The organism is Neptunomonas sp. XY-337 (genome assembly GCF_004959845.1).
GTDB classification, from domain to species: domain Bacteria; phylum Pseudomonadota; class Gammaproteobacteria; order Pseudomonadales; family Balneatricaceae; genus Neptunomonas; species Neptunomonas marina.
The window spans coordinates 100,211-123,026 of record NZ_SPLL01000005.1 but is presented as its reverse complement, the minus strand read 5'-3'; the positions used below and the strand labels follow the sequence as shown (position 1 = coordinate 123,026).

At 50.3% G+C, this 22,816-nt stretch carries 19 protein-coding genes; 8 read left to right on the top strand and 11 right to left on the bottom strand.

What is annotated here, in order from left to right; translation table 11 throughout:
- Nucleotides 1-21: 21 nt before the first annotated feature.
- The 8 genes from E4L36_RS12425 to E4L36_RS12390 form a co-directional block, all read right to left on the bottom strand.
- Entirely contained in the window at nt 22-1,713 is a 1,692-nt protein-coding gene (locus E4L36_RS12425; protein ID WP_136680875.1) for an AMP-binding protein, read from the bottom strand.
- Between the two features lie 52 nt (nt 1,714-1,765).
- The gene (locus E4L36_RS12420; protein ID WP_136680874.1) at nt 1,766-2,341 is read right to left on the bottom strand and encodes a peroxidase-related enzyme; all 576 of its coding nucleotides are present in this window, start codon (nt 2,339-2,341) and stop codon (nt 1,766-1,768) included.
- A 56-nt stretch (nt 2,342-2,397) separates the two neighbouring features.
- Nucleotides 2,398-3,303, bottom strand: a complete 906-nt coding sequence (locus E4L36_RS12415) for a hydroxymethylglutaryl-CoA lyase (protein WP_136680873.1) — start codon at nt 3,301-3,303, stop codon at nt 2,398-2,400.
- A 2-nt stretch (nt 3,304-3,305) separates the two neighbouring features.
- On the bottom strand, nt 3,306-5,291 hold the full coding sequence (locus E4L36_RS12410; RefSeq protein WP_136680872.1) for an acetyl/propionyl/methylcrotonyl-CoA carboxylase subunit alpha: 1,986 nt from the start codon (nt 5,289-5,291) through the stop codon (nt 3,306-3,308).
- A gap of 6 nt (nt 5,292-5,297) precedes the next feature.
- Complete coding sequence (locus E4L36_RS12405; protein WP_136680871.1) at nt 5,298-6,095, bottom strand: enoyl-CoA hydratase/isomerase family protein; 798 nt, start codon at nt 6,093-6,095, stop codon at nt 5,298-5,300.
- 11 nt (nt 6,096-6,106) lie between these two features.
- Entirely contained in the window at nt 6,107-7,714 is a 1,608-nt protein-coding gene (locus tag E4L36_RS12400) for a carboxyl transferase domain-containing protein (RefSeq protein WP_127692483.1), read from the bottom strand.
- A gap of 86 nt (nt 7,715-7,800) precedes the next feature.
- Nucleotides 7,801-8,967 (bottom strand): isovaleryl-CoA dehydrogenase, encoded by a 1,167-nt coding sequence (locus tag E4L36_RS12395; protein ID WP_127692484.1) that lies wholly within the window; start codon nt 8,965-8,967, stop codon nt 7,801-7,803.
- Between the two features lie 45 nt (nt 8,968-9,012).
- Nucleotides 9,013-9,429, bottom strand: a complete 417-nt coding sequence (locus tag E4L36_RS12390; RefSeq protein WP_136680870.1) for a MerR family DNA-binding transcriptional regulator — start codon at nt 9,427-9,429, stop codon at nt 9,013-9,015.
- Between the two features lie 304 nt (nt 9,430-9,733).
- Here E4L36_RS12390 and E4L36_RS12385 point away from each other — a divergent pair, with 304 nt between their 5' ends.
- From E4L36_RS12385 to E4L36_RS12360, 6 genes are all read left to right on the top strand, one after another.
- Nucleotides 9,734-10,516 carry an ABC transporter ATP-binding protein gene (locus E4L36_RS12385; RefSeq protein WP_136680869.1) on the top strand — a complete coding sequence of 261 codons (783 nt, stop codon included), beginning with the start codon at nt 9,734-9,736 and terminating at the stop codon, nt 10,514-10,516.
- On the top strand, nt 10,513-11,223 hold the full coding sequence (locus E4L36_RS12380) for an ABC transporter ATP-binding protein (protein WP_127692487.1): 711 nt from the start codon (nt 10,513-10,515) through the stop codon (nt 11,221-11,223). The genes E4L36_RS12385 and E4L36_RS12380 overlap by 4 nt, the downstream gene beginning before the upstream one ends.
- Nucleotides 11,224-11,283: 60 nt before the next feature.
- Nucleotides 11,284-12,486, top strand: a complete 1,203-nt coding sequence (locus E4L36_RS12375) for an ABC transporter substrate-binding protein (protein WP_136680868.1) — start codon at nt 11,284-11,286, stop codon at nt 12,484-12,486.
- 117 nt (nt 12,487-12,603) lie between these two features.
- On the top strand, nt 12,604-13,491 hold the full coding sequence (locus E4L36_RS12370) for a branched-chain amino acid ABC transporter permease (RefSeq protein ID WP_136680867.1): 888 nt from the start codon (nt 12,604-12,606) through the stop codon (nt 13,489-13,491).
- 10 nt (nt 13,492-13,501) lie between these two features.
- Nucleotides 13,502-14,428, top strand: a complete 927-nt coding sequence (locus E4L36_RS12365; RefSeq protein ID WP_127692490.1) for a branched-chain amino acid ABC transporter permease — start codon at nt 13,502-13,504, stop codon at nt 14,426-14,428.
- Nucleotides 14,429-14,512: 84 nt separating this feature from the next.
- Entirely contained in the window at nt 14,513-15,694 is a 1,182-nt protein-coding gene (locus tag E4L36_RS12360; RefSeq protein ID WP_127692491.1) for an acetyl-CoA C-acyltransferase, read from the top strand.
- A gap of 57 nt (nt 15,695-15,751) precedes the next feature.
- On the opposite strand, the gene E4L36_RS12355 is transcribed toward E4L36_RS12360, so the two are convergent.
- The 3 genes from E4L36_RS12355 to E4L36_RS12345 are packed head-to-tail and all read right to left on the bottom strand — an operon-like array spanning nt 15,752 to nt 18,639.
- Nucleotides 15,752-16,681: an ATP-binding protein gene (locus E4L36_RS12355; protein ID WP_136680866.1), complete on the bottom strand. Its 930-nt coding sequence runs from the start codon at nt 16,679-16,681 to the stop codon at nt 15,752-15,754.
- Complete coding sequence (locus tag E4L36_RS12350) at nt 16,671-17,222, bottom strand: heme NO-binding domain-containing protein (protein ID WP_136680865.1); 552 nt, start codon at nt 17,220-17,222, stop codon at nt 16,671-16,673. Before E4L36_RS12350 ends, E4L36_RS12355 begins: the two co-directional genes overlap by 11 nt.
- Before the next feature lie 58 nt (nt 17,223-17,280).
- Nucleotides 17,281-18,639: an HD domain-containing phosphohydrolase gene (locus E4L36_RS12345; protein ID WP_169051538.1), complete on the bottom strand. Its 1,359-nt coding sequence runs from the start codon at nt 18,637-18,639 to the stop codon at nt 17,281-17,283.
- Nucleotides 18,640-18,939: 300 nt separating this feature from the next.
- On the opposite strand from E4L36_RS12345, the gene E4L36_RS12340 reads away from it, so the two are divergent.
- Nucleotides 18,940-20,820: an ATP-binding protein gene (locus E4L36_RS12340; protein ID WP_136680863.1), complete on the top strand. Its 1,881-nt coding sequence runs from the start codon at nt 18,940-18,942 to the stop codon at nt 20,818-20,820.
- Nucleotides 20,795-22,798 (top strand): EAL domain-containing protein, encoded by a 2,004-nt coding sequence (locus E4L36_RS12335; RefSeq protein WP_169051537.1) that lies wholly within the window; start codon nt 20,795-20,797, stop codon nt 22,796-22,798. The genes E4L36_RS12340 and E4L36_RS12335 overlap by 26 nt, the downstream gene beginning before the upstream one ends.
- The last annotated feature ends 18 nt before the right edge of the window (nt 22,799-22,816 follow it).

Below are 22,816 nucleotides of genomic sequence, written 5' to 3'. Positions count from 1 at the left end.
CGTGAGGCCCTTATTTTTGGCTTAAACGTCGTCTAAGCCCAGCTCTGCGATCGAAATCTCGCGCATTTTGAACTTCTGGATTTTGCCTGTGACCGTCATTGGGAACTCGTCAACAAACTTGAAGTAGCGTGGGATCTTGAAGTGGGTAATTTTACCCTTACAGAACTCGCGAAGTTGCTCTTCAGATACGTTCTCTGCATCAGGGTGAAGGCGGATCCAAGCGATCAGCTCTTCGCCATATTTCTTATCAGGCACGCCCGTGACTTGAACATCTGAGATCGATGGGTGAGTGTACAGGAACTCTTCGATCTCTTTCGGGTAGACGTTTTCGCCACCACGGATCACCATATCCTTGATACGGCCAACGATCTGGATGTAACCCTCTTCATCCATCGTGGCCAGATCACCTGTGTGCATCCAGCCGGCGGAGTCGATCGACTTGGTTGTGGCTTCTTCGTTATTCCAGTACTTCAGCATCACGCTGTAGCCGCGGGTACAAAGCTCACCAATCTCGCCGCGTGGGACAACTGTGCCGGTAGCTGCATCAACAATTTTCGTTTCTAGGTGCGGTTGGGTGCGACCTACAGTGGTGACACGCTTATCGAACGGGTCGTTCGCTGCGGTTTGCGTTGATACCGGGCTGGTCTCGGTCATGCCATAAGCGATCTGCACCTCTTCCATGTGTAGACGTGAATTAACCGCTTTCATCACTTCGGCCGGGCAGATCGATCCAGCCATAATGCCGGTGCGTAATGAGCTAACATCGAACTTCTCGAAATCTGGATGATCTAGCTCCGCGATAAACATCGTTGGCACGCCGTACAACGCTGTTGCTTTCTCTTCCGAGACCGCTTCCAGCACGGTTGTTGGATCGAAGCCTTCATCTGGATAGATCATGGTTGCGCCGTGCGTCATACAACCCAGGTTTCCCATCACCATGCCAAAGCAGTGATACAGCGGCACGGGAATAACCATGCGGTCTTGGTCAGTTAGGTTCATGCTTTCACCAACGAAGTATCCGTTGTTCAGGATATTGTGGTGTGACAGCGTCGCGCCTTTCGGGAAGCCTGTGGTGCCAGACGTGTACTGGATGTTGATAGCATCATCAAACTGCAGCTTGGACTGTATCTCTTGAAGCGTTTCGGCGGATACTTCAGCGCCCATCTCAAAGAAGTCATCCCAGCGCCACATGCCCGAGTGTTTCTCTTGGGCTAGGTTTACGATGCCTTTTAGGTGCGGCAGCTTCATTGCTTTGAGCGCCCCCTCATTTGAAGCTTTTAGCTCCGGCGCAAGCTCGAACAACATTTCCGTATACTTGGAGCTTTTGAAGGTATCCGCTGTAACGAGGAATTTTGCCTCAGATTGGTTAAGCGCGTACTCAAGCTCGTGTAAACGGTATGCTGGGTTGATGTTCACCAAAATGGCGCCTACTTTAGCCGTGGCGAACTGTGTAATTGTCCATTGGGCACAGTTAGGTGACCACATACCCACACGGTCGCCAGGCTGTACGCCAATGGCAAGGAAAGCACGCGCGGCTTTATCAACTGCGGTTTGTAGTTCTTTGTAGCTGTAGCGCAACCCTTGGTGACGCACAATCAGTGCATCATTGTCTGGGTAGGCTGCTGCGATTTCGTCAAACTTGTCGCCGATGGTCATGCCGATCAACGGCTTCTCTGATACTCCACTGGTGTAACTTGGCAATTTAGCTGTCATGATCAAATCCCTGTAATATTTTTCGTTATCAGGTCTTTCTTATTAGAAGGTGTTATCGATTACTGCCGTGATACGACGGGTTTGGTTGCATCTCTACCGCTGCTGCAACACGGTTGGTCATATTGTAGAAACCTGCAATGTTGGCGATATCCCAGATCCCGCGGTCACTGAACCCTGCATCTCGTAACGCTTGACGATCGCTCTCTAGAACGCGGTCGGGTGTTTCGGTCAGCTTTGCAGCGAAGTCCAGCATGGCGCGATGACGCTCACTGAGATCAGCCGCGCGATAGTTCATCACCATCAATTCGCCAAGCACGGGATCGCCTGAGTATTCACGCACCGCTGCACCATGTGCAGTGAGGCAGTAGTAGCAGTGGTTGTGGCTAGAAACGACCACTGCGATCATCTCTCTTTCGAGAGTGGTTAGCTCGCTCTCGCCAAACATCAACTCATTGTAAAAGCGTGAAAACACCTCAAGTTGTGCTTCATTTTGGCTGTAGGCTGCGAGCACATTTGGAATCATGCCCAAAGCTTCTTCGCACTTGGCAAAATAGCGCTGGTGCGCGTCGCTAAGGTCGCTTTGCTCTGGAATTGGAAGATCCAGAGCGGTGATATTGTTTTGACTCATGATGCTGTCCTTCGTTTATTTTTATTGGTTCAGCGAGAGCGTTGTTGTTTACCTAATTAGCTTGAGCACCCTAAGGCTAAGCCAACTTTGGAACCGTTGTTGCGGCCAAGCTGCTGGGTAATCCAGTTGCCGGTAGCCGCCAGCTCTTTTAGGTCGATCCCCGTTTTGATACCGAGGCCCTCTAGCATATACACGACATCCTCACTAGCAACATTGCCGGATGCGCCACTTGCATATGGACAGCCGCCTAAGCCCGCTACGGATGAGTCGATGACACTGATGCCATCCTGCAAAACCGCATACAAGTTAGCCAGTGCTTGGCCATAGGTATCATGAAAGTGCGCTGCCAACTGATTGATTGGCACTTCGTTCGCCACCCGCGCTAGCATTTTGCGTGCGCGCACGGGCGTACCCACACCGATCGTATCGCCCAGTGAAATCTCATAGCAGCCCATATCGAGCAGCTCGCGGGAGACAGCCGCTACTTGTGATGGATCTATATCCCCCTCATAGGGGCAACCCAAAACAGTAGAAACATAGCCACGGATACGGATATTGTTACGCTTAGCCGCTTCAACCACTGGAACAAAGCGCTCCAGTGATTCAGCGATCGAGCAGTTGATATTCTTGCGTGTGAATGACTCGGAGGCTGCGGTAAAGATTGCCACTTCATCGGCGCCACTTTCAATCGCACCTTCAACACCGCGCAGGTTTGGTGTCAGGGCCGCATAGGCAACCCCGTCATGACGAGTAATACCGGCCATAACCGACGCTGCATCACCCATCTGTGGTACCCACTTTGGTGATACGAAGCTCGCAGCTTCAATATGGGATACCCCAGCTGCCGCTAAGCGGTTAATCAACGCGACCTTGATATCGGTAGCGATGACTGGACCTGGTTCGTTCTGGAGACCATCCCGCGGGCCGACCTCCACAATGCGTACTGAACTTGGCAGGGCCATGATTAGTCCTCCTCGTTGCTAACAGCAACCAGCGCTGCCCCTTCGGCAACCTGCTCACCTTCGGCAAAGAAGATATCTTCAACGACACCGTCATGTGGTGCGCTGATGCTGTGCTCCATCTTCATCGCTTCCATGATCACGAGAGCGTCGCCTTCTTTCACCGCTTGGCCTTTTTCAACCAGCACGGCAACAATAGCGCCGTTCATTGGAGCGGTTAACGATCCGCCAGCTGCGCCTTCATTATCGTCGAAGGTTGGGCGGAACTGCGTTGCTTTGAACTGATCGCCTTCGCGGAACAGGGTTAGCTCAGTGTCGTTCATGAAACCGTGTACGCTGATACGGTGTCCGTTAACAACGGCATGTAGATGATCGTCGTTGAGTGTTGCCGAGACTTTAAACGTGGCATCATCCACGGTGATCTCGTAGCAATCATTCTCTTCGATGATGCTCACTTGGTGAGTCTCATCGCCAACAACCCATGTCATTGGGCGTGCGTATGTCGCGTTTAGGCGCCAGCTGTTTTGTTTGTTGAAAGGAGAGTAAGGATCGCCTTTCACTAGGTTATCAGAGCGCTCGTTTTCCAGTGCAAAGCAGGTTGCTAGTGCGAGCTGGCTCTGAATATCCGCGTTGCCACGCTTGAACAGCAGGTCACTGTGCTTATCGATAAAGCCTGTATCCAGCTCCTCCTGACGGAAAGGCTGGCTATCAGCGACTTGACGCAAGAAGCGAATGTTTGTGGTCATGCCGCCAATACGGTAGGACTCAAGGGCATGCACTAAGCGGTTTAGCGCTTGCTCACGGTTTTCGTCCCAGACGATCAGTTTGGCGATCATTGGGTCGTAGTACACACTAACCTCATCACCTTCAATAACACCGGTATCGACACGCACGTGAGCGTTCTCGTCTGGTGTGCGAAGGTAGCGCAAGTTGCCTGTAACAGGCAGGAAGTCGTTGTCTGGATCTTCAGCGTAAATACGCGCTTCCAAGGCATGGCCGCGGATCTTGATCTGCGCTTGTTGCAGTGGCAGAGCTTCACCGTCAGCGATGCGTAACTGCCACTCAACGAGGTCTTGGCCGGTGATCATTTCAGTGACAGGGTGTTCTACTTGAAGACGAGTATTCATCTCCATGAAGTAGAAAGAGCCATCTTCGTCATATAGAAACTCAACGGTACCTGCGCCCACATAGTCGATCGCTTTTGCCGCAGCAACGGCTGCTTCACCCATCGCAACACGCGTCTCTTCTGAAAGACCAGGTGCGGGTGCTTCTTCGATCACTTTCTGGTGGCGGCGCTGTACCGAGCAGTCACGCTCTGCAAGATAAACACCGTTACCCTGTGAGTCACAGAATACTTGGATCTCCACATGACGTGGTTTCGTCAGGTAGCGCTCGATCAACATGTCTGGGTTACCAAACGCGTTTTGTGCTTCGCGCTGAGCAGCTGATAGCGCTGCATCAAACTCATCAAGGCCGTTAACAACACGCATACCCTTACCACCGCCACCGGCGATCGCTTTGAGCAATAGCGGGAAACCACACTTTTCAGCTTCGGCTTTGAGTAGCTCAGGCGATTGATCATCACCGTGATAACCCGGTACCAAAGGTACGTTAGCTTTCTCCATGATCGCTTTAGCCGCAGACTTTGAGCCCATGGCTGCGATTGCGGATGCTGGTGGGCCGATAAACGTGATGCCGTTAGCGGCTAACGCTTCAGCGAACTCAGTGTTCTCTGATAAGAAGCCGTAACCTGGATGCACGGCTTGTGCACCGGACTCTTTGCAGATTTCGATAATACGGTCTGCGCGCAGATAGCTCTCGCTGCTCGGTGCTGGGCCTAAAAGAAAGGCTTCGTCAGCCATCGCCACATGGCGGGCATTACGATCGGCTTCGGAGTAGACGGCAACACAACGAATACCCATGCGGTGTGCTGTTTGAATCACGCGGCAAGCGATCTCGCCACGGTTTGCAATTAGAATCTTGCTGAACATGGTGACTTACTCCTGAATCCAGTTCGGTTTGCGTTTCTCAAGAAAGGCGCTTAAGCCCTCTTGGCCTTCGGCACTGACGCGGATATCCGCAATACGCTGGGCTGTGTCATCGATCACTGCTGGGTTGATCACCTTGCTACTGACGGCAAAGATCAACTCCTTGGCTGCGTGCATCCCTTGTGGGCTGTTTTTTCGCAGCTGCTTGGTGAAGCGAGCAGCCGCATCGCTTAGCAGTTCGGATGTTGCCACGACCTCATGTACCAAACCGAAGTCACATGCTTGCTCTGCAGAGAAAGGTTCTGCGGTCAGGAAATAACGGCGTGATTGACGCTCACCTATCGCGCGTACGACATAGGGGCTGATTACCGCTGGAATTAGGCCAATTTTTACCTCGCTCAAGCAGAATTGAGCCTCCGCTGAGGCGATCACAATATCGCAGCAGGCAGCAAGCCCAACCGCTCCGCCATAAGCGGCGCCCTGAACAAGACCAATGGTTGGTTTGTTTAAGCTATTTAAACGCTCCATCAGCTCGGCAAGGCGCCCTGCGTCTTCGAGGTTCTCTTGATGAGAGTTTTGCGCCATCCGCTTCATCCAAGCAAGGTCGGCGCCTGCGGAGAAGTTCTTACCGTTAGAGCGTAAGATCAAGGCACGCACTGCGGTACTGTCAGACACCTCTTTTAAGCATGAGATCAACTGGTTGATAACATCATCATCAAAGGCGTTGTGTACCTCAGGGCGATTCAGGGTTAGCTGCGCAATCCCCTGATCATCGACCTCTAACAGAACACGAGTTGTATCAGTCATTTTCGTGCTCCTTACATACGGAAGACGCCGAAGCGTGTTTCGCCAACAGGTTTGTTCAGTGCAGCCGACAAGCCCATACCGATCACTTCACGTGTCTGGGCAGGATCAATAACACCATCATCCCAGAGGCGAGCTGATGCGTAGTAAGGGTGGCCCTGATGCTCGTAGGTATCGATGATCGGCTGTTTGAACTCCGCTTCCTCTGCTTCGCTCCAGCTCTCGCCGCGACGCTCTTTACCGTCGCGAGTTACCGTTGCCATTACGCCTGCTGCTTGCTCGCCGCCCATTACTGAGATTCGCGCATTGGGCCACATCCACAAGAAGTTAGGGCTGTAAGCACGGCCACACATGCCGTAGTTACCCGCACCAAAGGAGCCGCCAATCAGGACGGTAAGCTTTGGAACTTCAGCACAAGCAACCGCTGTCACTAGTTTGGCACCGTGCTTGGCGATCCCCTCAGATTCGTACTTCTGGCCTACCATGAAACCGGTAATGTTTTGCAGGAACAGTAATGGAATTTTGCGTTGGCAGCATAACTCGATAAAGTGCGCGCCTTTTTGAGCAGACTCACTAAACAGAATGCCGTTGTTGGCAATGATGCCAACTGGGTAACCGTAGATATGCGCAAAGCCAGTAACCAGAGTTGTACCGTAGTTCTTTTTGAACTCATCAAACTGAGAGTCATCAACGATACGTGCAATCACTTCGCGTACATCAAACGGCTTTTTCAAGTCCGTACCCACGATGCCGTATAGCTCGTCTGCCGGGTATCGCGGCGCTTGCGGTGCTTTAACATCCAGATCAAGTGGCTTTTTGCGGTTTAGGTTGGATACAACCGTACGCGCAATTTGCAGTGCGTGTTGATCGTTCTCTGCGTAGTGGTCAGCAACACCCGAGACCTTACAGTGTACATCGGCACCCCCTAGGTCCTCCGCGGATACCACTTCACCGGTTGCGGCTTTCACCAGCGGTGGGCCTGCCAAGAAGATAGTGCCTTGGTTACGAACGATGATTGACTCATCAGCCATAGCTGGAACATAGGCGCCACCAGCTGTACAGAGGCCCATAACAACGGCGATCTGCGGAATACCTTTCGATGACATGCGCGCTTGGTTAAAGAAGATGCGCCCGAAATGGTCGCGATCTGGGAAAACGTCATCTTGCTGTGGCAAGTTGGCACCGCCAGAGTCCACCAAGTAGATACATGGCAGGTGGTTTTGCTCAGCGATCTCTTGCGCACGGAGGTGTTTTTTAACCGTAAGCGGGTAGTAGGTACCGCCTTTTACCGTCGCATCATTCGCGATGATCATGCACTCTTGGCCGGATACGCGGCCGATACCGGTGATAATACCGGCAGCTGGAATAACGTCTTCGTAGACTTTATATGCTGCCATCTGCGACAGCTCCAAAAATGCTGAGCCTGGGTCGATCAGCGTATTGATGCGGTCCCGAGGGAGAAGTTTGCCGCGTGAGGTGTGACGCTCTTGATATGAAGGGCCACCGCCTTGTTCAATAACGCCGACTTTTTCACGCAGATCTTTTACTGCTTGCTCCATCAACTCTTGGCGAGCGAGGTAGTCTTCGGCGCGTGTGTTCACTTTGCTCTGGATTACTGACATAGCCTTTCCTCTCTGGTCTGAGGGGTGATGGGCACCCGTCAGACCTGTATCAGTCCTAAAATTAGAAGGTTGTTGCGAAGGGGAGCTTACTTGTTAAGGAACAGCTCGCGTCCGATCAACATACGGCGGATCTCAGAAGTCCCTGCGCCAATCTCGTAAAGCTTGGCATCGCGCAACAGGCGACCTGTTGGGAACTCATTGATATAGCCGTTACCACCCAATAACTGAATCGCATCCAGAGCGATCTTAGTTGCCATTTCGGCTGAGTAGAGGATACAGCCTGCAGCATCTTTACGGGATGTTTCGCCGCGCTCTGCTGCCATACCGTTGAGGTAAACATAGGATTTTGATGCGTTCATCAGCGTGTACATATCGGCGATTTTGCCTTGTACCAGCTCGAACTCACCAATTGGCTGGCCAAACTGCTGGCGGTCGCGGATATAGGGTACGCAGATATCCATTGCCGCTTGCATGATACCTAGTGGGCCACCGGACAATACTAAACGTTCGTAGTCCAAGCCGCTCATCAATACTTTTACGCCACCGTTGAGTTCGCCCAGGATGTTCTCTTTAGGAACCGGGCAATCTTGGAACACTAGCTCACAGGTGTTTGATCCGCGCATACCCAGCTTGTCGAGTTTCTGGTGGCGGCTGAACCCTGGGAAGTCACGCTCAACGATAAAAGCTGTAATGCCACGTGGGCCAGCAGTGATATCAGTTTTAGCGTAGATAACATAGGTGTTGGCATCAGGACCGTTAGTGATCCACATCTTGTTGCCATTGAGTAGGTAGTGGTCACCGTTATCGCGCGCCGTTAGCTTCATAGATACCACGTCCGAACCTGCATTTGGCTCAGACATCGCCAATGCGCCGATGTGCTCACCGCTGACGAGCTTAGGCAGGTATTTCTGCTTTTGCTCTTCGGTGCCGTTACGGTGAATCTGGTTAACGCAGAGGTTGGAGTGCGCACCGTATGATAGGCCAACAGAGGCAGACGCACGGCTGATCTCTTCCATCGCGATGATATGAGCAAGGTAGCCCATACCAACGCCACCGTAAGCTTCATCAACTGTAATACCGAGCAGGCCCATGTCGCCAAATTTGCGCCATAGGTCGTTCGGGAACTCGTTCTCTTGGTCAATTTGTTCTGCACGTGGCGCAATCTCCTGCGCCGCAAAGCTATTGACCTGCTCACGAAGCATGTCGATAGTTTCGCCCAGACCGAAGTTCAGTTCAGTGTATTGTGAGATCATAGTGACACCCTTACCCTTGGTTATCTATCTCGCGCCTTGATTAGCTCAGGCGGAGTTTGCTTTTTGTTGTTTTTTGCTCGCCAGCTCTTCTAGTGCTTCTTGGCAGCGCGCCTCAGCGCTATCCAGCTCCAGTTGAACCATCGCGATATCGTTAAGTTGTTGCTCCAGCGCGCTGCGGCGCTGGTGAATCTTGTCCAGCAGCAGTTTTAACTGCTTTTCACTGCCCGAGACTGTTTCGTCCCAAAGGTCGAACAGTTCACGGGTTTCTGCCAGTGAGAAGCCTAAGCGCTTCCCGCGGAGGATCAGCTTGAGTCGCACACGGTCTTGGCGGCTGTAGATGCGCGTCTGGCCGCGGCGGCGTGGTGAGAGTAATCCTTGGTCTTCATAAAAACGGATACTGCGCGTTGTTACGTCGAACTCGCTCGCCAACTCGCTGATTGAATAGGTAGCCTGTTTTTCCATATTTATTTACTTATTTTTTATTTCACAATGTATCGGAAGTTTACGTAAACGTAAAGCAAGAAAAGGGTGTGTCTAAAGTCTACCATAAAAGGTTTTTTTATTGTCATCTTGCTGTTTTTTAACAGTTTTTTTTAGGTTGTTGGTGGTTAAGGTAGTGTAGTAATACCAAAGTAGTACTTGGCTTTCAGTAAGGGAAATTGCTAATTTTGGATCACGGCTTACGCGAACGTAAGCAGGAAGCCACGCAGCCACGCACACAACAGTGCAACTGCACAATAAGAACAAAAGAGGCTTAGTATCCGCAATGAGTGCAGATAGTTCAGATTATGTTCTGGAAACCCAGAACCTGATTAAAGAGTTTAAGGGTTTTACCGCCGTCGATGATGTCAATCTGAAGGTCCAGCGTGGTCATATCCATGCGCTTATTGGGCCAAACGGAGCGGGCAAAACCACCGTATTCAACCTGTTGACCAAGTTTTTGACGCCTACGTCGGGCCGAATTCTCTACAACGGCGACGATATTACGTCGATGAAGTCAGCTGCCATTGCCCGCAAAGGCGTGGTGCGTTCTTTCCAGATCTCTGCTGTGTTTCCACACCTCAGTGTTTTGGAGAATGTCCGTGTCGCTTTGCAGCGTAAAGAGGGGAATAGCTTCCACTTTTGGCGTCATGAAAGTGTATTAGACAACCTAAATGATCGCGCGGTGGAGTTGCTTGACTCCGTTGGTCTGTCTGATTTTGCAGACGCGACAACAGTTGACCTTTCTTACGGGCGCAAGCGTGCTCTGGAGATCGCTACAACACTGGCACTTGAGCCTGAACTGATGCTTCTCGACGAGCCGACTCAGGGTATGGGGCACGAAGACGTTGATGTCGTAGCGAACCTTATCAAGAAGGTATCCAAGGATCGCACGATCCTGATGGTAGAGCACAACTTGCACGTCGTATCTAAGTTAGCTGACCAGATTACCGTGTTGCAGCGTGGCGCCATCTTGACTGAGGGAACATACGAAAAAGTTTCGGCTGACCCACGTGTTAAAGAGGCATATCTCGGTGTCGCTGCAGATGAGTCGGAGGAAGCGGCATGAGTTCAACAGGTGAAAAGGTCCGTATCAGCGATCTACATGCATTTTACGGCGAATCGCACATCTTGCATGGCATCGACATGACCATCCAGCAAGGCGAGCTGGTAACGCTACTGGGCCGTAACGGTGCTGGTCGTTCTACAACGCTGAAGGCGATCATGAATATGGTGGGCCGCCGTACAGGTTCTATCGTAATCAACGGAAATGAAACGATTGATATGCCGGCACACCGTATCGCTCATCTTGGTATGGGTTTCTGCCCTGAGGAGCGCGGTATTTTCTCAAGCTTAAATGTTGAGGAAAACTTGATGCTGCCGCCATCGGTTCGTTCTGATGGAATGAGTGTGGAAGAGATCTATGAGATGTTTCCCAACTTGTACGAGCGTCGCATGAGTCAGGGGACTCGTTTGTCTGGTGGTGAGCAGCAGATGCTTGCGTTAGCGCGCATTCTTCGCACTGGCGCCAATATCTTGCTATTAGATGAAATCACCGAAGGCTTGGCACCCGTTATCGTCCAGAAACTGGGCGAAGTACTCATGAAACTGAAAGAGCGTGGGTTAACTATTTTGTTGGTGGAGCAGAACTTCCGTTTTGCGGCGCCAATTGCTGATCGACATTATGTGATGGAGCACGGCCATATTGTCGAAGAAGTTCATGCACATGAACTCAAAGAGAAAACAGAGTTGCTGAATACCTATCTGGGCGTCTGAGCAGTTCAGATGTCTTCCTTGAAGTATAAAAATAAAAATCTCGAATCCAGGAGAGTGACGATGAAATCTATGAACAAAACCCTGCTGTCTGCTGCAATGGCTGTTGCAATGACTACGTCTGTAGCGCACGCAAATGTATCTGACGACAAAGTAAAAATTGGTGTCCTTGCGGACATGGGTGGTGTTTACGCTGATGTATGTGGCCCAGGCTGTGTGACAGCTGTTGAAATGGCCGTTGAAGATTTCGGTGGCAAAGTACTAGGCAAGCCAATTGAGATTGTTTCTGCCGACGACCAAAACAAACCAGATGTTGGTTCGGCTAAGGTTCGTGAGTGGGTTGAAAGCCAAGGCGTTGACGTTGTAACAGGTTTGGTTGCGTCGTCAGTGACGGGTGCTGTAACTAAAGTTACAACCGACAACAAAAAGATCGCGCTAATTGCTGCATCTGCAAGTAACGCGTTTACGACGAAAGCATGTTCTCCATACAATGCTCACTGGACTTACAACGTAGTTGCATTGGCTAACGGTACGGTTAAGCCAATGGTGCAATCAGGTAAGAAAAAGTGGTTCTTTATCACAGCTGATTACGCTTTCGGTCATGCGCTAGAGGGCGTTGCATCTAAGGTTATCAAATCTGAAGGTGGTGAAGTGGTAGGTGCGGTTCGAGCACCGTTAGGTACAACGGACTTCTCCTCTTACATCCTGCAGGCGCAAGCATCTGGTGCTGATGTTGTTGGCCTAGCAAATGCGGGTGCTGATTTCGTCAACTCCCTGAAAACCGCGGCTGAATTCGGTCTTACCGAGATGATGGATGTTGCCGGTTTGCTAGTGTTTACACCAAACGCTCAAGCGCTTGATCCGGCTATCGCTGGTGGCATGAAAACAACAACGGGCTTCTACTGGGATCGCGATGCGGAAGCGCGCGAATGGAGTGCTCGCTTTAAAGAACGTCACGGTAAAATCCCAGCAATGCCTCACGCTGGTGCTTACTCAGCAACACTGCACTACCTAAATTCTGTGAAAGAAGCAGGTACTGACGATTCTGATGCTGTAATGAAGGTAATGAAGGCTAACAAGCCAAATGACTTCTTCGCTAAGAACGCTTACCTACGTGCCGATGGCCGTATGGTTCACGACATGTACCTAGTGAACATCACAAAAGAGTCTGAGCGTAAGACTAGCGATAATATTTTCAATATCGAAAAAGTTATCCCAGGCGACCAAGCATTCGCACCAATGCTGCCTGAGTGTGAGTTCAAATAATAAAAACTAGCCCGTTCAGTTACTGAGTATCTGACCCTTGAGCCGCCCGCAGAGGTGGCTCAGGGCGGGCATTGTTCGCCTCTTACTTAGGTGGGAGCGAATTTTTGGGGTAAAACTATGGCGACGTTTCTAGGGATCAACCTATTTGCTCTATCTGGGCAGCTGCTGGTTGGCTTAATCAATGGTTCTTTCTACGCATTACTGAGTTTGGGCTTGGCGATCATCTTTGGTCTGCTTAAGATTATCAACTTTGCTCAGGGTGCGATGTACATGCTGGGTGCGTTTGCAGCGTTCCTAACGCTTCAATACCTCGGTATGAATTACTGGTTTGCATTAATCTTCGTTCCATTAGCCGTCGGGGCGGTGGGCATCTTGATGGAGCGCTTCTTGATTCGCCCTATCGCAAACGAAGATCACCTATATTCACTCTTGCTGACATTCGGCTTTGCGCTGGTTTTGCAGGGGCTGTTTACTCATTGGTTTGGTTCTTCAGGTCTCCCTTATGCGATCCCAGACGAGCTCAAGGGTGGTACACGTCTGCCATTCATGTATCTGCCAAACTATCGCGCTTGGATTATCGTTGCGTCACTGATTGTCTGTGTCGGCACGTGGTGGATGATCGAAAAAACGAAACTCGGTGCATATTTGCGTGCGGGTACTGAAAACCCAGCGCTGATGCAGGCGTTTGGTATTAATGTTCCGCTGATGGTGACACTGACTTTCGGCTTTGGTGTTGCGCTTGCCGGCTTTGCTGGTGTTATGGCCGCACCTGTCTACTCCGTATCTCCAGAGATGGGATCTAATATCCTTATTGTCGTGTTTGCAATCGTAGTTATCGGCGGTATGGGCTCGATTGGCGGCGCGATCTTAACCGGCTTGGCGATGGGTGTGGTTGAAGGTTTGACTAAGTACTTCTACCCAGAAGCGTCTACGACGGTTATTTTCTTCGTAATGGTTATTGTGCTGCTGCTCAAGCCAGCTGGTTTATTTGGTAAAGAGGCGTAAGGAGTACAGCATGAAGATCTCTAAGTTTAATATTGCATTAGTTGGGCTCGGTCTGGTTGCACCTCTGGTCCTGTACCCTGTCTTCTTAATGAAAGTACTGTGCTTTGCACTATTTGCTTCCGCATTTAACTTGCTGCTCGGTTTTGTTGGCTTGCTATCTTTCGGACACGCCGTGTTTTTAGGTACCGGTGGTTACATTACCGGTTACCTAATGATGAACACCGGTATCACGCCAGAACTAGGCATTTTGGCAGGTACGGCTGCTGCGGCTATTCTGGGTGCGGTTTACGGTAAGCTTGCGGTAAAGCGGGAGGGTATCTATTTTGCGATGGTGACCTTGGCGCTTGCGCAGCTGATGTTCTTCGTTTACCTCCAGGCGCCTTTTACCGGCGGTGAAGATGGGCTACAGGGTGTTCCACGCGGAGAGCTGTTTGGCTTCATCGACCTGTCTGACAACATGAATATGTACTACTTCGTATTCGCGATTTTCCTAGCGGGCTTTTGGTTGATTAACCGTACTGTGCATTCACCTTTCGGTCAGGTGTTAAAGGCAATCCGCGAAAACGAAGCGCGTGCTACTTCATTGGGTTACAACGTCAACGACTATAAATGGGTTGCGTTTGTTATCTCGGCTGCGTTAGCTGGTATGGCAGGCTCTACCAAGACGCTTGTCTTCCAGTTGGCATCACTGACGGATGTTCATTGGCACATGTCGGGCGAGGTCGTGCTTATGACATTGTTAGGTGGTATGGGTACAATTTTTGGCCCATTCGTTGGCGCTGCAACGATTGTCAGCATCCAAAACTTCCTATCGGGTGGTGAACTTGGTAACTATATCCATATCATCATGGGTATTATCTTCATCGTATGTGTACTAGCGTTCCGTAGCGGTATCGTTGGTGAAATTCAGAAAGTTATTAAGCGTAACTTTAGTTAATTAGTCATCCCCAGCCCCTATGTCGCTATAGGGGCTTTTTTGTTACGCTGTAGTTAACGTTTACGTAAACTGAGGAATAAGGTAATGAGTCAGGATTCTGTAGTTATTGTTAGTGCCGCACGCACTCCAATGGGTGGCATGATGGGAGCATTGAGCGATGTGCGTGCCCCAGATTTATGTGCTACGGCGATCAAGGCAGCGATTGAGCGTGCGGGTATCGAGGGTTCTGATGTTGATGAAGTCGTGATGGGATGTGTGCTGCCTGCAGGTTTGGGCCAAGCACCGGCACGTCAGGCTTCTCGTGCAGCTGGTATCCCTGATGCAGCAGGCGCGACAACAATTAACAAAATGTGTGGCTCTGGTATGAAAGCTGTCATGTTAGCGCATGATCAGATTATGGCTGGCCAGGTGGATGTTATGGTTGCTGGCGGTATGGAAAACATGAGTCAGTCACCTTACATTTTGCCAAAAGCTCGTGGTGGTATGCGAATGGGCCATGGCCAGGTTATTGACCATATGTTTTTTGATGGTCTTGAAGACGCCTACGAAGGCGGCTTGATGGGCACATATGCACAAAAGTCAGCTGACGATTATGCCGTCACCCGTGAAGCGATGGATGATTTTGCCATCAGCTCACTCGAGAAAGCACTTAAAGCGATCGAGACAGGTGCATTCAAAGACGAAATTACGCCGGTAACTGTGAAGTCGCGCAAAGGGGACGTTGAAGTTGCTATCGATGAACAGCCGGGTAATGCGCGCATTGATAAGATTCGTCAACTGAAGCCTGCCTTTAAAAAGGACGGTACGGTTACTGCGGCAAACTCAAGCTCTATCTCCGATGGTGGTTCAGCATTGGTATTGATGAAAGAGTCTGAGGCAAAAGCGCGTGGTTTGCAGCCACTAGCGCGTATCGCTGCTCACTCTACTCACGCACAACTCCCTGCTGAGTTCACGATTGCGCCGATTGGAGCGATTGAGAAAGTCCTCGCTCGCGCAGGGTGGAGCAAAGATGATGTTGATCTTTATGAGATCAACGAAGCATTCGCGGTTGTGAGCATGTTGGCAATCTCTGAACTAGGATTAGATGCCGATAAGGTCAATGTTAACGGCGGCGCTTGTGCGTTGGGTCACCCAATTGGTTCAAGTGGCTCGCGCATCTTGGTTACGCTGCTGTATGCACTTAAGAATGCGGGTAAGTCAAAAGGCGTTGCGTCTCTATGCATCGGCGGGGGTGAGGCAACGGCGGTTGCTGTTGAAATGCTCTAAATTTCAGCGCGTTTAGCAAACAAAGCTCTAGTATCGTTAAGATGCTGGAGCTTTTTGCTATGTAACGGGAAGTCGGATCGTAAATTCGCTCCCTTTATCCTCCTCGCTATTCACTTCAATACTACCACCGTGGCTTTCGATAATGCCGTAGGAGATAGACATCCCCATCCCTGTTCCCTTGCCCACGTCTTTGGTGGTGAAAAACGGAACAAAAATATTACTCATCACGCTTTCTGGCATACCGCAGCCGTTGTCGCTAATAATGATGAGGATTTCACTCCCGTTGAGGTAAGTTTTGATGCTGATCTTCGGTTGGGAGCGGCCATTGAGGGCGTCAGCTGCATTCGTCAGTAAGTTTAGAATGACCTGATTGAGCTCGCTAGGGTTACAGTCGATGTTGGGTAGCGGTGCGAGGTGTTTTTCCACTTCAATATGCTCAAGAGGCAGTTTCAGTAACTTGAGTGTGCTCTCTATTCCTTCATTGATATCAGCGCTCTGTCGCTTGGCGGGTTGGTCATAGGCGAAGTTTTTTAAGCTCTGCACAATGCTGGCAACTCGTTTTAAGCCTTCAAGTGTGTCTTCGAGCAACTCTTCAGCATCTTCATTGATGTACTCAAAATCATTAGCCTCAAGGTAGGTCCTTAAAGTGGGAACCATCGTCTCTCCTGGATAATGGGTTTCAAGGAGTGTTTGTACATGTTGATACAATTGGAGATAGCTTTGTAGTGTGGACACATTGCTGGAGACAAATGCCAAGGGGTTATTAATTTCATGTGCAACGCCGGCGGATAGTGTGCCGAGCGTTGCTAGCTTTTCCTGCTTTAGCATCAGCGCTTGTTGTGACTTTAGCTTTTCGTAACTTTCTTCAAGCGCTTGGTTTTTCTTATAAATAATCCGACTGGAATCTTCGAGTTGGCGCTCGGCCTCTAGGCGAGCACGCTTTTCCCGCTCATAGGCTTTGATATAGGGGTTATCATCATTGCTCATCACCAAACTCCACGATTAAGTCGCAGTGGTCTGAACCGGCGTGCATGCACGTTGGGTGGCTGAGTGTGATAGGCGTTTGGTAGTGGTGAGCGGCGCCGCGAATTAATCCCTCGGCCAGTATGCAGAGTTTACGCGGCGAGCGGTACTCCATGAGCAGGGCACCACTGTCGAGCTGGTCGTACTCGAACGAGGGGAGGTTAGGGTCGTCATATAGCTTGCGGACTTCAGTGTGTATCACTTGATCGACACTGAGAAGAAAAGCCTTTAGGTCTGGTGCCTGCTCTATAAAAATAGGATAGCGCTTTGCAAGTTCACCAAACATATATTCGCCAAACCCACTAATAATTTGCTCTGCTGGCGTTTCGAGCTTTGCGCTAGCTGCGTGTACAAGGGCGAACAAGTTCTCGTCTGGATAGCTCTTGCCGGCGGTGAAAGCGCCATCTTCATTGGGTAAAGCGGTTTCTAACAGCTCATTCCAAGCGGCCATACCACACTTTTCTATGACCATCTCTTCGAGTATATTGAATACGATACCTTTCATAGGCGGCCTCGCTTTTATTAGTGCTCACTTACAACTCCCCTGTTGCGTGAGCCTTGTTTTAGGGCGCTTTGGATCGGTCAATGACGTACAACTCCAGCGGTGTGCGTTCGGTCTCCTCAAATGCTTTGAGACGTTTGATCGTTTCTTCGGTAAAAACATGCCCTTCAGGAAGCAGCATGATCTCGTTTTGATTCAGTAAGCTGCGTGTGAGCAACATGCCCGGAATCAGCTTTTCTAGCGAAATAATATGCTCATTGTCGCTAAGTGCTTGCTCTGATGTTAAGCGGGAAACGAGAGCCGGTAGCAGGTCGACAAGCTCGCCATCATAAGCTCTACCAGCCCCCATGGTGAGGAGCTCTATAGCACCTTGTGAGCTGGTTCGGGTCTTTTTGAGTTTGCCTTCAACCGCGTAGATGTAGTCTCTGGATACCGAGAGAATTTTTGAGCCTAGCGGTATCTGCTCTTTAGTTAGCTGGTCGGGAAAGCCACTTCCGTCTAACTGCTCGTATTGGTGGCGAATAATTTCGGCTACACCGCTCAGCCCTGTTGCAGGCGCCAGCGCGACGTGGGCAGAGATGGGGTGAGATTTGAACCTAGTCAACTCCTCCGGTGTCATCAACTCGATAGGTTTGCTTAACAGCTCAGCAGGTTGGCCAAGGAGCCCCAGTTCCGCTAATAGTCCAGCGAGCTGAGTCTCGCGGATTTTAGCCTTGTCCACACCGAGCTTTAAGCAAAACAGTTTACACAGCTCACCCGTTTTAACTGCAGCGCTGCCGCCCAAATGGGGGTTCAAGCTGATTAAGTTGTAGAATGTACGAATCGTAGAGTTGAGGTTGTCTCTAACTTGTAGGTTGGCTTTCTCGAGCTTCGCCAGTGCCATCCGAATCTGCTCGGTGCGCTGGTTTACCTTTTCTTCGAGCTGTTCATTCATGCCTTGCAGCTGTTTGTTTTGTGCTTCTACTTGCACTAGCAAACGCTTGTTCTCTCGCTCTAATCTGACTCGCTCTAAGGACTGCTCAAGTATCAAGAGCAGATCCTCATTGTTCCATGGTTTTTGTATGTAGCGGTGGATCTGTCCATCGTTGACCGCTTTGATCGTCGAGTCCATGTCCGAATAGCCGGTCAACAGGATGCGAATGCAGTTGGGGTGTTGTGTTGCGACCTCAGTTAAAAAGTCTGCGCCAGACATCTCGGGCATACGCATATCTGAGATAACAAGATCGATGTTTTGCTCGGCCATAATCTTGAGCCCTTCTGCTCCGCTTAATGCTGGGAACACTTTATAGGGACCCTGTCGCAGCAGGCGACGAAGTGCTTTAACAACGCTCTCTTCATCATCGACGCATAGGATGTTCCACGTGAGCGGTGCTTCGGGAGTAGCAGGGCTTTGCGCAATGCCGGCTGCGGTATCTGGCATAAACAACCTCATTATTATTAATAACTTAAGTGTTATTCATGGGCTCCGATGAAGTTGTCTGTTTTGCCCATGAAAACTGCGCACTTTTACAAGAAAAGACTATGTTTTAAGTGTAAGCGAGATTTTTATGAACGCTAATGTAATCGTGAAATCTTGTTTTACTGTTTGATATTTAGGCTGTTGTATTGTGTTTAGCGCAGTTTTCTTGCGGCTTTTAGTGTTGGGATGTTCGATCAATAATGCAGGCGTAGTAACGATGATCGAACGCCACGATATTGGGTGCATAACGATGGTGAAAGCATGAATAGGTCACGTCTAGCAACAGGCATTGTCAGGCTAACAGCGATCAGCACGCTACTACTTGGAAGTCTGTTAGCGGTACTTGTGGCATACCGAGTGGGTAGTTTCATGGAGGCGTCTGAGCAGCAGCGGGTTGAGAAAGAGATTGCTCTAATCGTCGCACGCTTTGACCGCTTTATTGATGACCGAGTAACCATTTTGCGTGACCATGCTGAGTTTTCTGTACTAGGGCATGGTGTTATCCAGCCAGACTCAATGGCAGGTTATGTCAGTGATTTCATGTATGGCTTTCAGGTGCTGGGTCGGCAATATAAAGAAACACTTGTAGACCCTTTGGGTAAAACCATATCCACGACGCAGGAGCACCCGTCAATCCATTACACGGGTGCCGATTGGTTAACCTCTTTTATTGCCCGCAGCCAGCCTACCGCTAACCAGCTTGCTCATGTATCGCTTAATGCCGTTGCTGGAAACCTCTACTGGCGTATTGCCCTGCCGGTGTTCTCCTTAGATAGACCCTCCGGCGCGCTGATAACTGAAATTCCCTTTGACGAGCTTCGTCAGTCAAAAGAGTGGGCTGCCGTGTGGGATGGTATTGCGTTGGACATTCTGAAAAATGACGTCGCTGTGGCTCAGTTAGGGAGCCGTGTAACAGGCGATGTGATCCGAGTGCCGTGGCCAAAAGCGGGTTTGGAGTTCTCTTTTGTCGTCGACGACCGGGTTGTCAGAGAGGAGGGGGCTGCACTTATTACCAGCTTGGTTGTGCTCATCGTTTTGATGTCGTTGATTATCACTGGCATTGCTTTTTTCTGGAGTAAGAAGCAGCTTGCTGAGCCGATTAGTGAACTGAGCCAAGGCGTTAAGTTGTTGTGGAGTGGCAAGATTTCGCGCCTCAAGGAGAATCACAGTTGGTACGAAACCGCGCAGATGGCGCGCAGTATCAATGAGATGTATGACACGCTCTTAAAACGTGAGAAAGAGTTAAAACACAGCCATGACCGCTTAGTTGAGACGAATGATGAGCTGCAGCGAAGCCAAAAGTATCTAGTGCAGTCAGAGAAAATGGCGGGTCTTGGTACGATGGCAGCCGGTGTTGCGCATGAGATCAACAACCCTATTGGGTTTGTAAAAAGTAACTTGGGCTCGCTGCAAAGTTATGCCGGTTCACTCGAGGCTTATGTTCGGGATGTGGACAGGGTGGTTGAGCATTCAAACGAGATTGCTGCGTTAAAAGATCAATTAAATGCGTTGAAAGAGCAGCATGATATCGATTTTCTCATTGAAGATATTGAGCCGTTATTAAGTGAATCGATGGAGGGTATCCAGCGGGTTTCTGGCATTGTGGCCGGACTAAAAGACTTTGCGCGGGTCGATTCTGGGGCGTTTGAGGCTGCTGACATCAACGAAGGTGTGCGCAGTACGCTCAAGGTTGTTTGGAACGAGCTGAAGTACCATTGCACTGTGCATGAGAGTTACGATCAGTTACCGCAGGTGATCTGTAATATCGGTCAGCTAAATCAGGTTTTCATGAATTTAATCGTCAATGCTTCACAAGCTATACAAGGCTCTGGGGATATCTTTATTTCTACCCAGTCCGAAGATGGCTGCGTTGTGATCAAAGTGCGTGATACCGGTAGCGGTATGGATGAGCGCACCAAGAAGAGCCTGTTTAATCCGTTCTTTACTACAAAGCCTGCCGGCAAGGGTACCGGGCTTGGGCTATCGATCAGTCATGGCATTGTCGAGAAGCATGGAGGGGTTATTTCAGTCGAGAGTCAAGTGGGTGAGGGCACGACCTTTACTGTGCGCCTACCGCTAAAACCACCACACGTTGATGTTACTGAGGAGCAACAGCATGCAGAAGAAACTACTGCTGGTTGATGACGAAGTAGCCATTCTCAAAGCGTTACGGCGGCTTTTTAAACGAGCTGGTTTCGCTGTGCAAATAGCAGAGTCTGGTAAAGAAGCGCTGGCATTGATGGAGCATGAGGACTTTCATGTCGTAATGACAGATTTTCGGATGCCTCATATGACCGGTGGTGAGCTTGTTGCCGAGGTGCAAGCTCGTTTCCCGGATACGGTCTGTATGATTCTAAGCGGCTATGCCGACCTGCAGTCTGTACTACTCGCGCTCAATAGCGGCGCGGTATACAAGTTCCTCGAGAAACCTTGGGACGATGCAGCGCTAGTGGAAGAGGTGGAACAGGCTTATCTGCATTGGGAGGATTTGCAAAAGCGAGCAGGGCTGACACGCCTTGGGGCGGAAAGCCTCGCATTGGTTGAAGTAGATCATAATGGCATGATCTATGCGATCAACCCTGCGGCGTGTCAGCAGCTTAGTATTGAACAGAGCAGTGCGATGGGGCACTCGGTTATTCAGTTCCTACCCTTGATGAGAAAGGAGCAGTTTGACCTACTCTTTAGTTTACGTGGTGGTCACATTGAACTGGTTGACCTTGACCAAGAGCGTGCACTCCATCTGCGCAGTAAGCCTGCGTGTAATCAGCGCTGGATTTTGAGTATCGAAGCCCACAACCGCACTGCCGTTTTAGGTGTACGGCAATTGTTGGATCGGTCCGAGGTGATCTCGCATCTTGATTCAGTGATGGCCGCCGAGCAGCCCTCGGTCATGGTGGCCTATCTCGACTTGAGTGGGTTTAGAAACTTTAACGACTACCTTGGCTACAGTGAGGCTGACCGTATCTTGTCTCGGGTGGCTGAGTTATTGGTTGCTAATAAACCCTTGCATAGCATCATCGGTCGTATGGGCGGTGATGAGTTTGTGATGCTCGCCGCAGATATCGGGGATGTGCAACAGGGGATCAATCTAATCCGTGAGCTACTGCAACCATTTGAATGCTTGATTCCTTTTGACGGTCGTGATCTGCATATCAGCTTTAATGCTGGGTTTGCGATCGGGCCGGAGGATGGTGCTAACTCTGAGGTGCTATTACAAAACGCCCAAGCCGCTTGCATTTATGCTAAGTCACGCGGGCGGAGTTTTTATCCACGCTATCATCAAGCGATGAATGAGCGCCGGCGAGACTTAGTACGTTTGCAAAGCGATCTTTATCGTGCGCTGGAGTGTGAGCAGTTCTCGGTAGTTTATCAGCCCAAAGTGTGTCTTCAGAGTGGCAATATCGTCGGTGCTGAAGCTCTATTGCGTTGGCAGCATGAAGAGCACGGAGCGGTTTCTCCCGCTGAGTTTATTCCCCTTGCGGAGTCGAGCGGTTTGATTGAGTCGATCGGCGAGTGGGTGCTAGCGTCGGCAAGCAGCCAAAGCCGCGCATGGCATGAAGAGGGACTGCCGCCATTTCTGGTATCGGTCAATTTGTCGGGGCGTCAGCTCCAGATGGGAAGCTTGGTGGAGCGCGTGCGCTTTGTCTTAGATAATACCGGACTAGATCCAGAGCAGTTAGAGCTAGAGGTGACCGAAACGTTTCTGATGCAGGATATCTCCCAGAGCCTGATACTACTGGAAGAGATCAAAGCTTTGGGGGTTCGGCTGGCCATTGACGACTTTGGAACAGGCTATTCTTCGCTTAACTATCTGCATCGTTTACCCATTGATACATTGAAGATTGATCGCTCTTTTATCGTCGATTTAGAGCGCAGCTCAGAAACCTATGATTTAGTGAGAAACGTGATCCATATGTCCCACGATTTAGGGCTTCGCGTGGTGGCCGAGGGGGTAGAGACTCAGGTTCAGTTGGATATGCTGCGCGAGCTCGCCTGTGATGAGATTCAGGGCTACTATTTCAGTCCTCCTGTTAGCCCAGAGGCGTTTCGTCGTTTGCTGGCGCAGCAGCGCGTATTTGATATCTGCACAGGGCGCAAAGAGGGCCCGGTGGCATTGTGATGGCTTATATCCAAGGTC

What these genes read in the sequence shown, in the direction of transcription:
- E4L36_RS12350 (WP_136680865.1), bottom strand. Translation starts at nt 17,222, where the DNA reads ATGAAAGGTATCGTATTCAATATACTCGAAGAGATGGTCATAGAAAAG.
- E4L36_RS12415 (WP_136680873.1), bottom strand. Translation starts at nt 3,303, where the DNA reads ATGGCCCTGCCAAGTTCAGTACGCATTGTGGAGGTCGGCCCGCGGGAT.
- E4L36_RS12340 (WP_136680863.1), top strand. Translation starts at nt 18,940, where the DNA reads ATGAATAGGTCACGTCTAGCAACAGGCATTGTCAGGCTAACAGCGATC.
- E4L36_RS12410 (WP_136680872.1), bottom strand. Translation starts at nt 5,291, where the DNA reads ATGTTCAGCAAGATTCTAATTGCAAACCGTGGCGAGATCGCTTGCCGC.
- E4L36_RS12385 (WP_136680869.1), top strand. Translation starts at nt 9,734, where the DNA reads ATGAGTGCAGATAGTTCAGATTATGTTCTGGAAACCCAGAACCTGATT.
- E4L36_RS12355 (WP_136680866.1), bottom strand. Translation starts at nt 16,681, where the DNA reads ATGAGCAATGATGATAACCCCTATATCAAAGCCTATGAGCGGGAAAAG.
- E4L36_RS12365 (WP_127692490.1), top strand. Translation starts at nt 13,502, where the DNA reads ATGAAGATCTCTAAGTTTAATATTGCATTAGTTGGGCTCGGTCTGGTT.
- E4L36_RS12405 (WP_136680871.1), bottom strand. Translation starts at nt 6,095, where the DNA reads ATGACTGATACAACTCGTGTTCTGTTAGAGGTCGATGATCAGGGGATT.
- E4L36_RS12425 (WP_136680875.1), bottom strand. Translation starts at nt 1,713, where the DNA reads ATGACAGCTAAATTGCCAAGTTACACCAGTGGAGTATCAGAGAAGCCG.
- E4L36_RS12390 (WP_136680870.1), bottom strand. Translation starts at nt 9,429, where the DNA reads ATGGAAAAACAGGCTACCTATTCAATCAGCGAGTTGGCGAGCGAGTTC.
- E4L36_RS12335 (WP_169051537.1), top strand. Translation starts at nt 20,795, where the DNA reads ATGCAGAAGAAACTACTGCTGGTTGATGACGAAGTAGCCATTCTCAAA.
- E4L36_RS12345 (WP_169051538.1), bottom strand. Translation starts at nt 18,639, where the DNA reads ATGCCAGATACCGCAGCCGGCATTGCGCAAAGCCCTGCTACTCCCGAA.
- E4L36_RS12400 (WP_127692483.1), bottom strand. Translation starts at nt 7,714, where the DNA reads ATGTCAGTAATCCAGAGCAAAGTGAACACACGCGCCGAAGACTACCTC.
- E4L36_RS12380 (WP_127692487.1), top strand. Translation starts at nt 10,513, where the DNA reads ATGAGTTCAACAGGTGAAAAGGTCCGTATCAGCGATCTACATGCATTT.
- E4L36_RS12375 (WP_136680868.1), top strand. Translation starts at nt 11,284, where the DNA reads ATGAAATCTATGAACAAAACCCTGCTGTCTGCTGCAATGGCTGTTGCA.
- E4L36_RS12395 (WP_127692484.1), bottom strand. Translation starts at nt 8,967, where the DNA reads ATGATCTCACAATACACTGAACTGAACTTCGGTCTGGGCGAAACTATC.
- E4L36_RS12360 (WP_127692491.1), top strand. Translation starts at nt 14,513, where the DNA reads ATGAGTCAGGATTCTGTAGTTATTGTTAGTGCCGCACGCACTCCAATG.
- E4L36_RS12420 (WP_136680874.1), bottom strand. Translation starts at nt 2,341, where the DNA reads ATGAGTCAAAACAATATCACCGCTCTGGATCTTCCAATTCCAGAGCAA.
- E4L36_RS12370 (WP_136680867.1), top strand. Translation starts at nt 12,604, where the DNA reads ATGGCGACGTTTCTAGGGATCAACCTATTTGCTCTATCTGGGCAGCTG.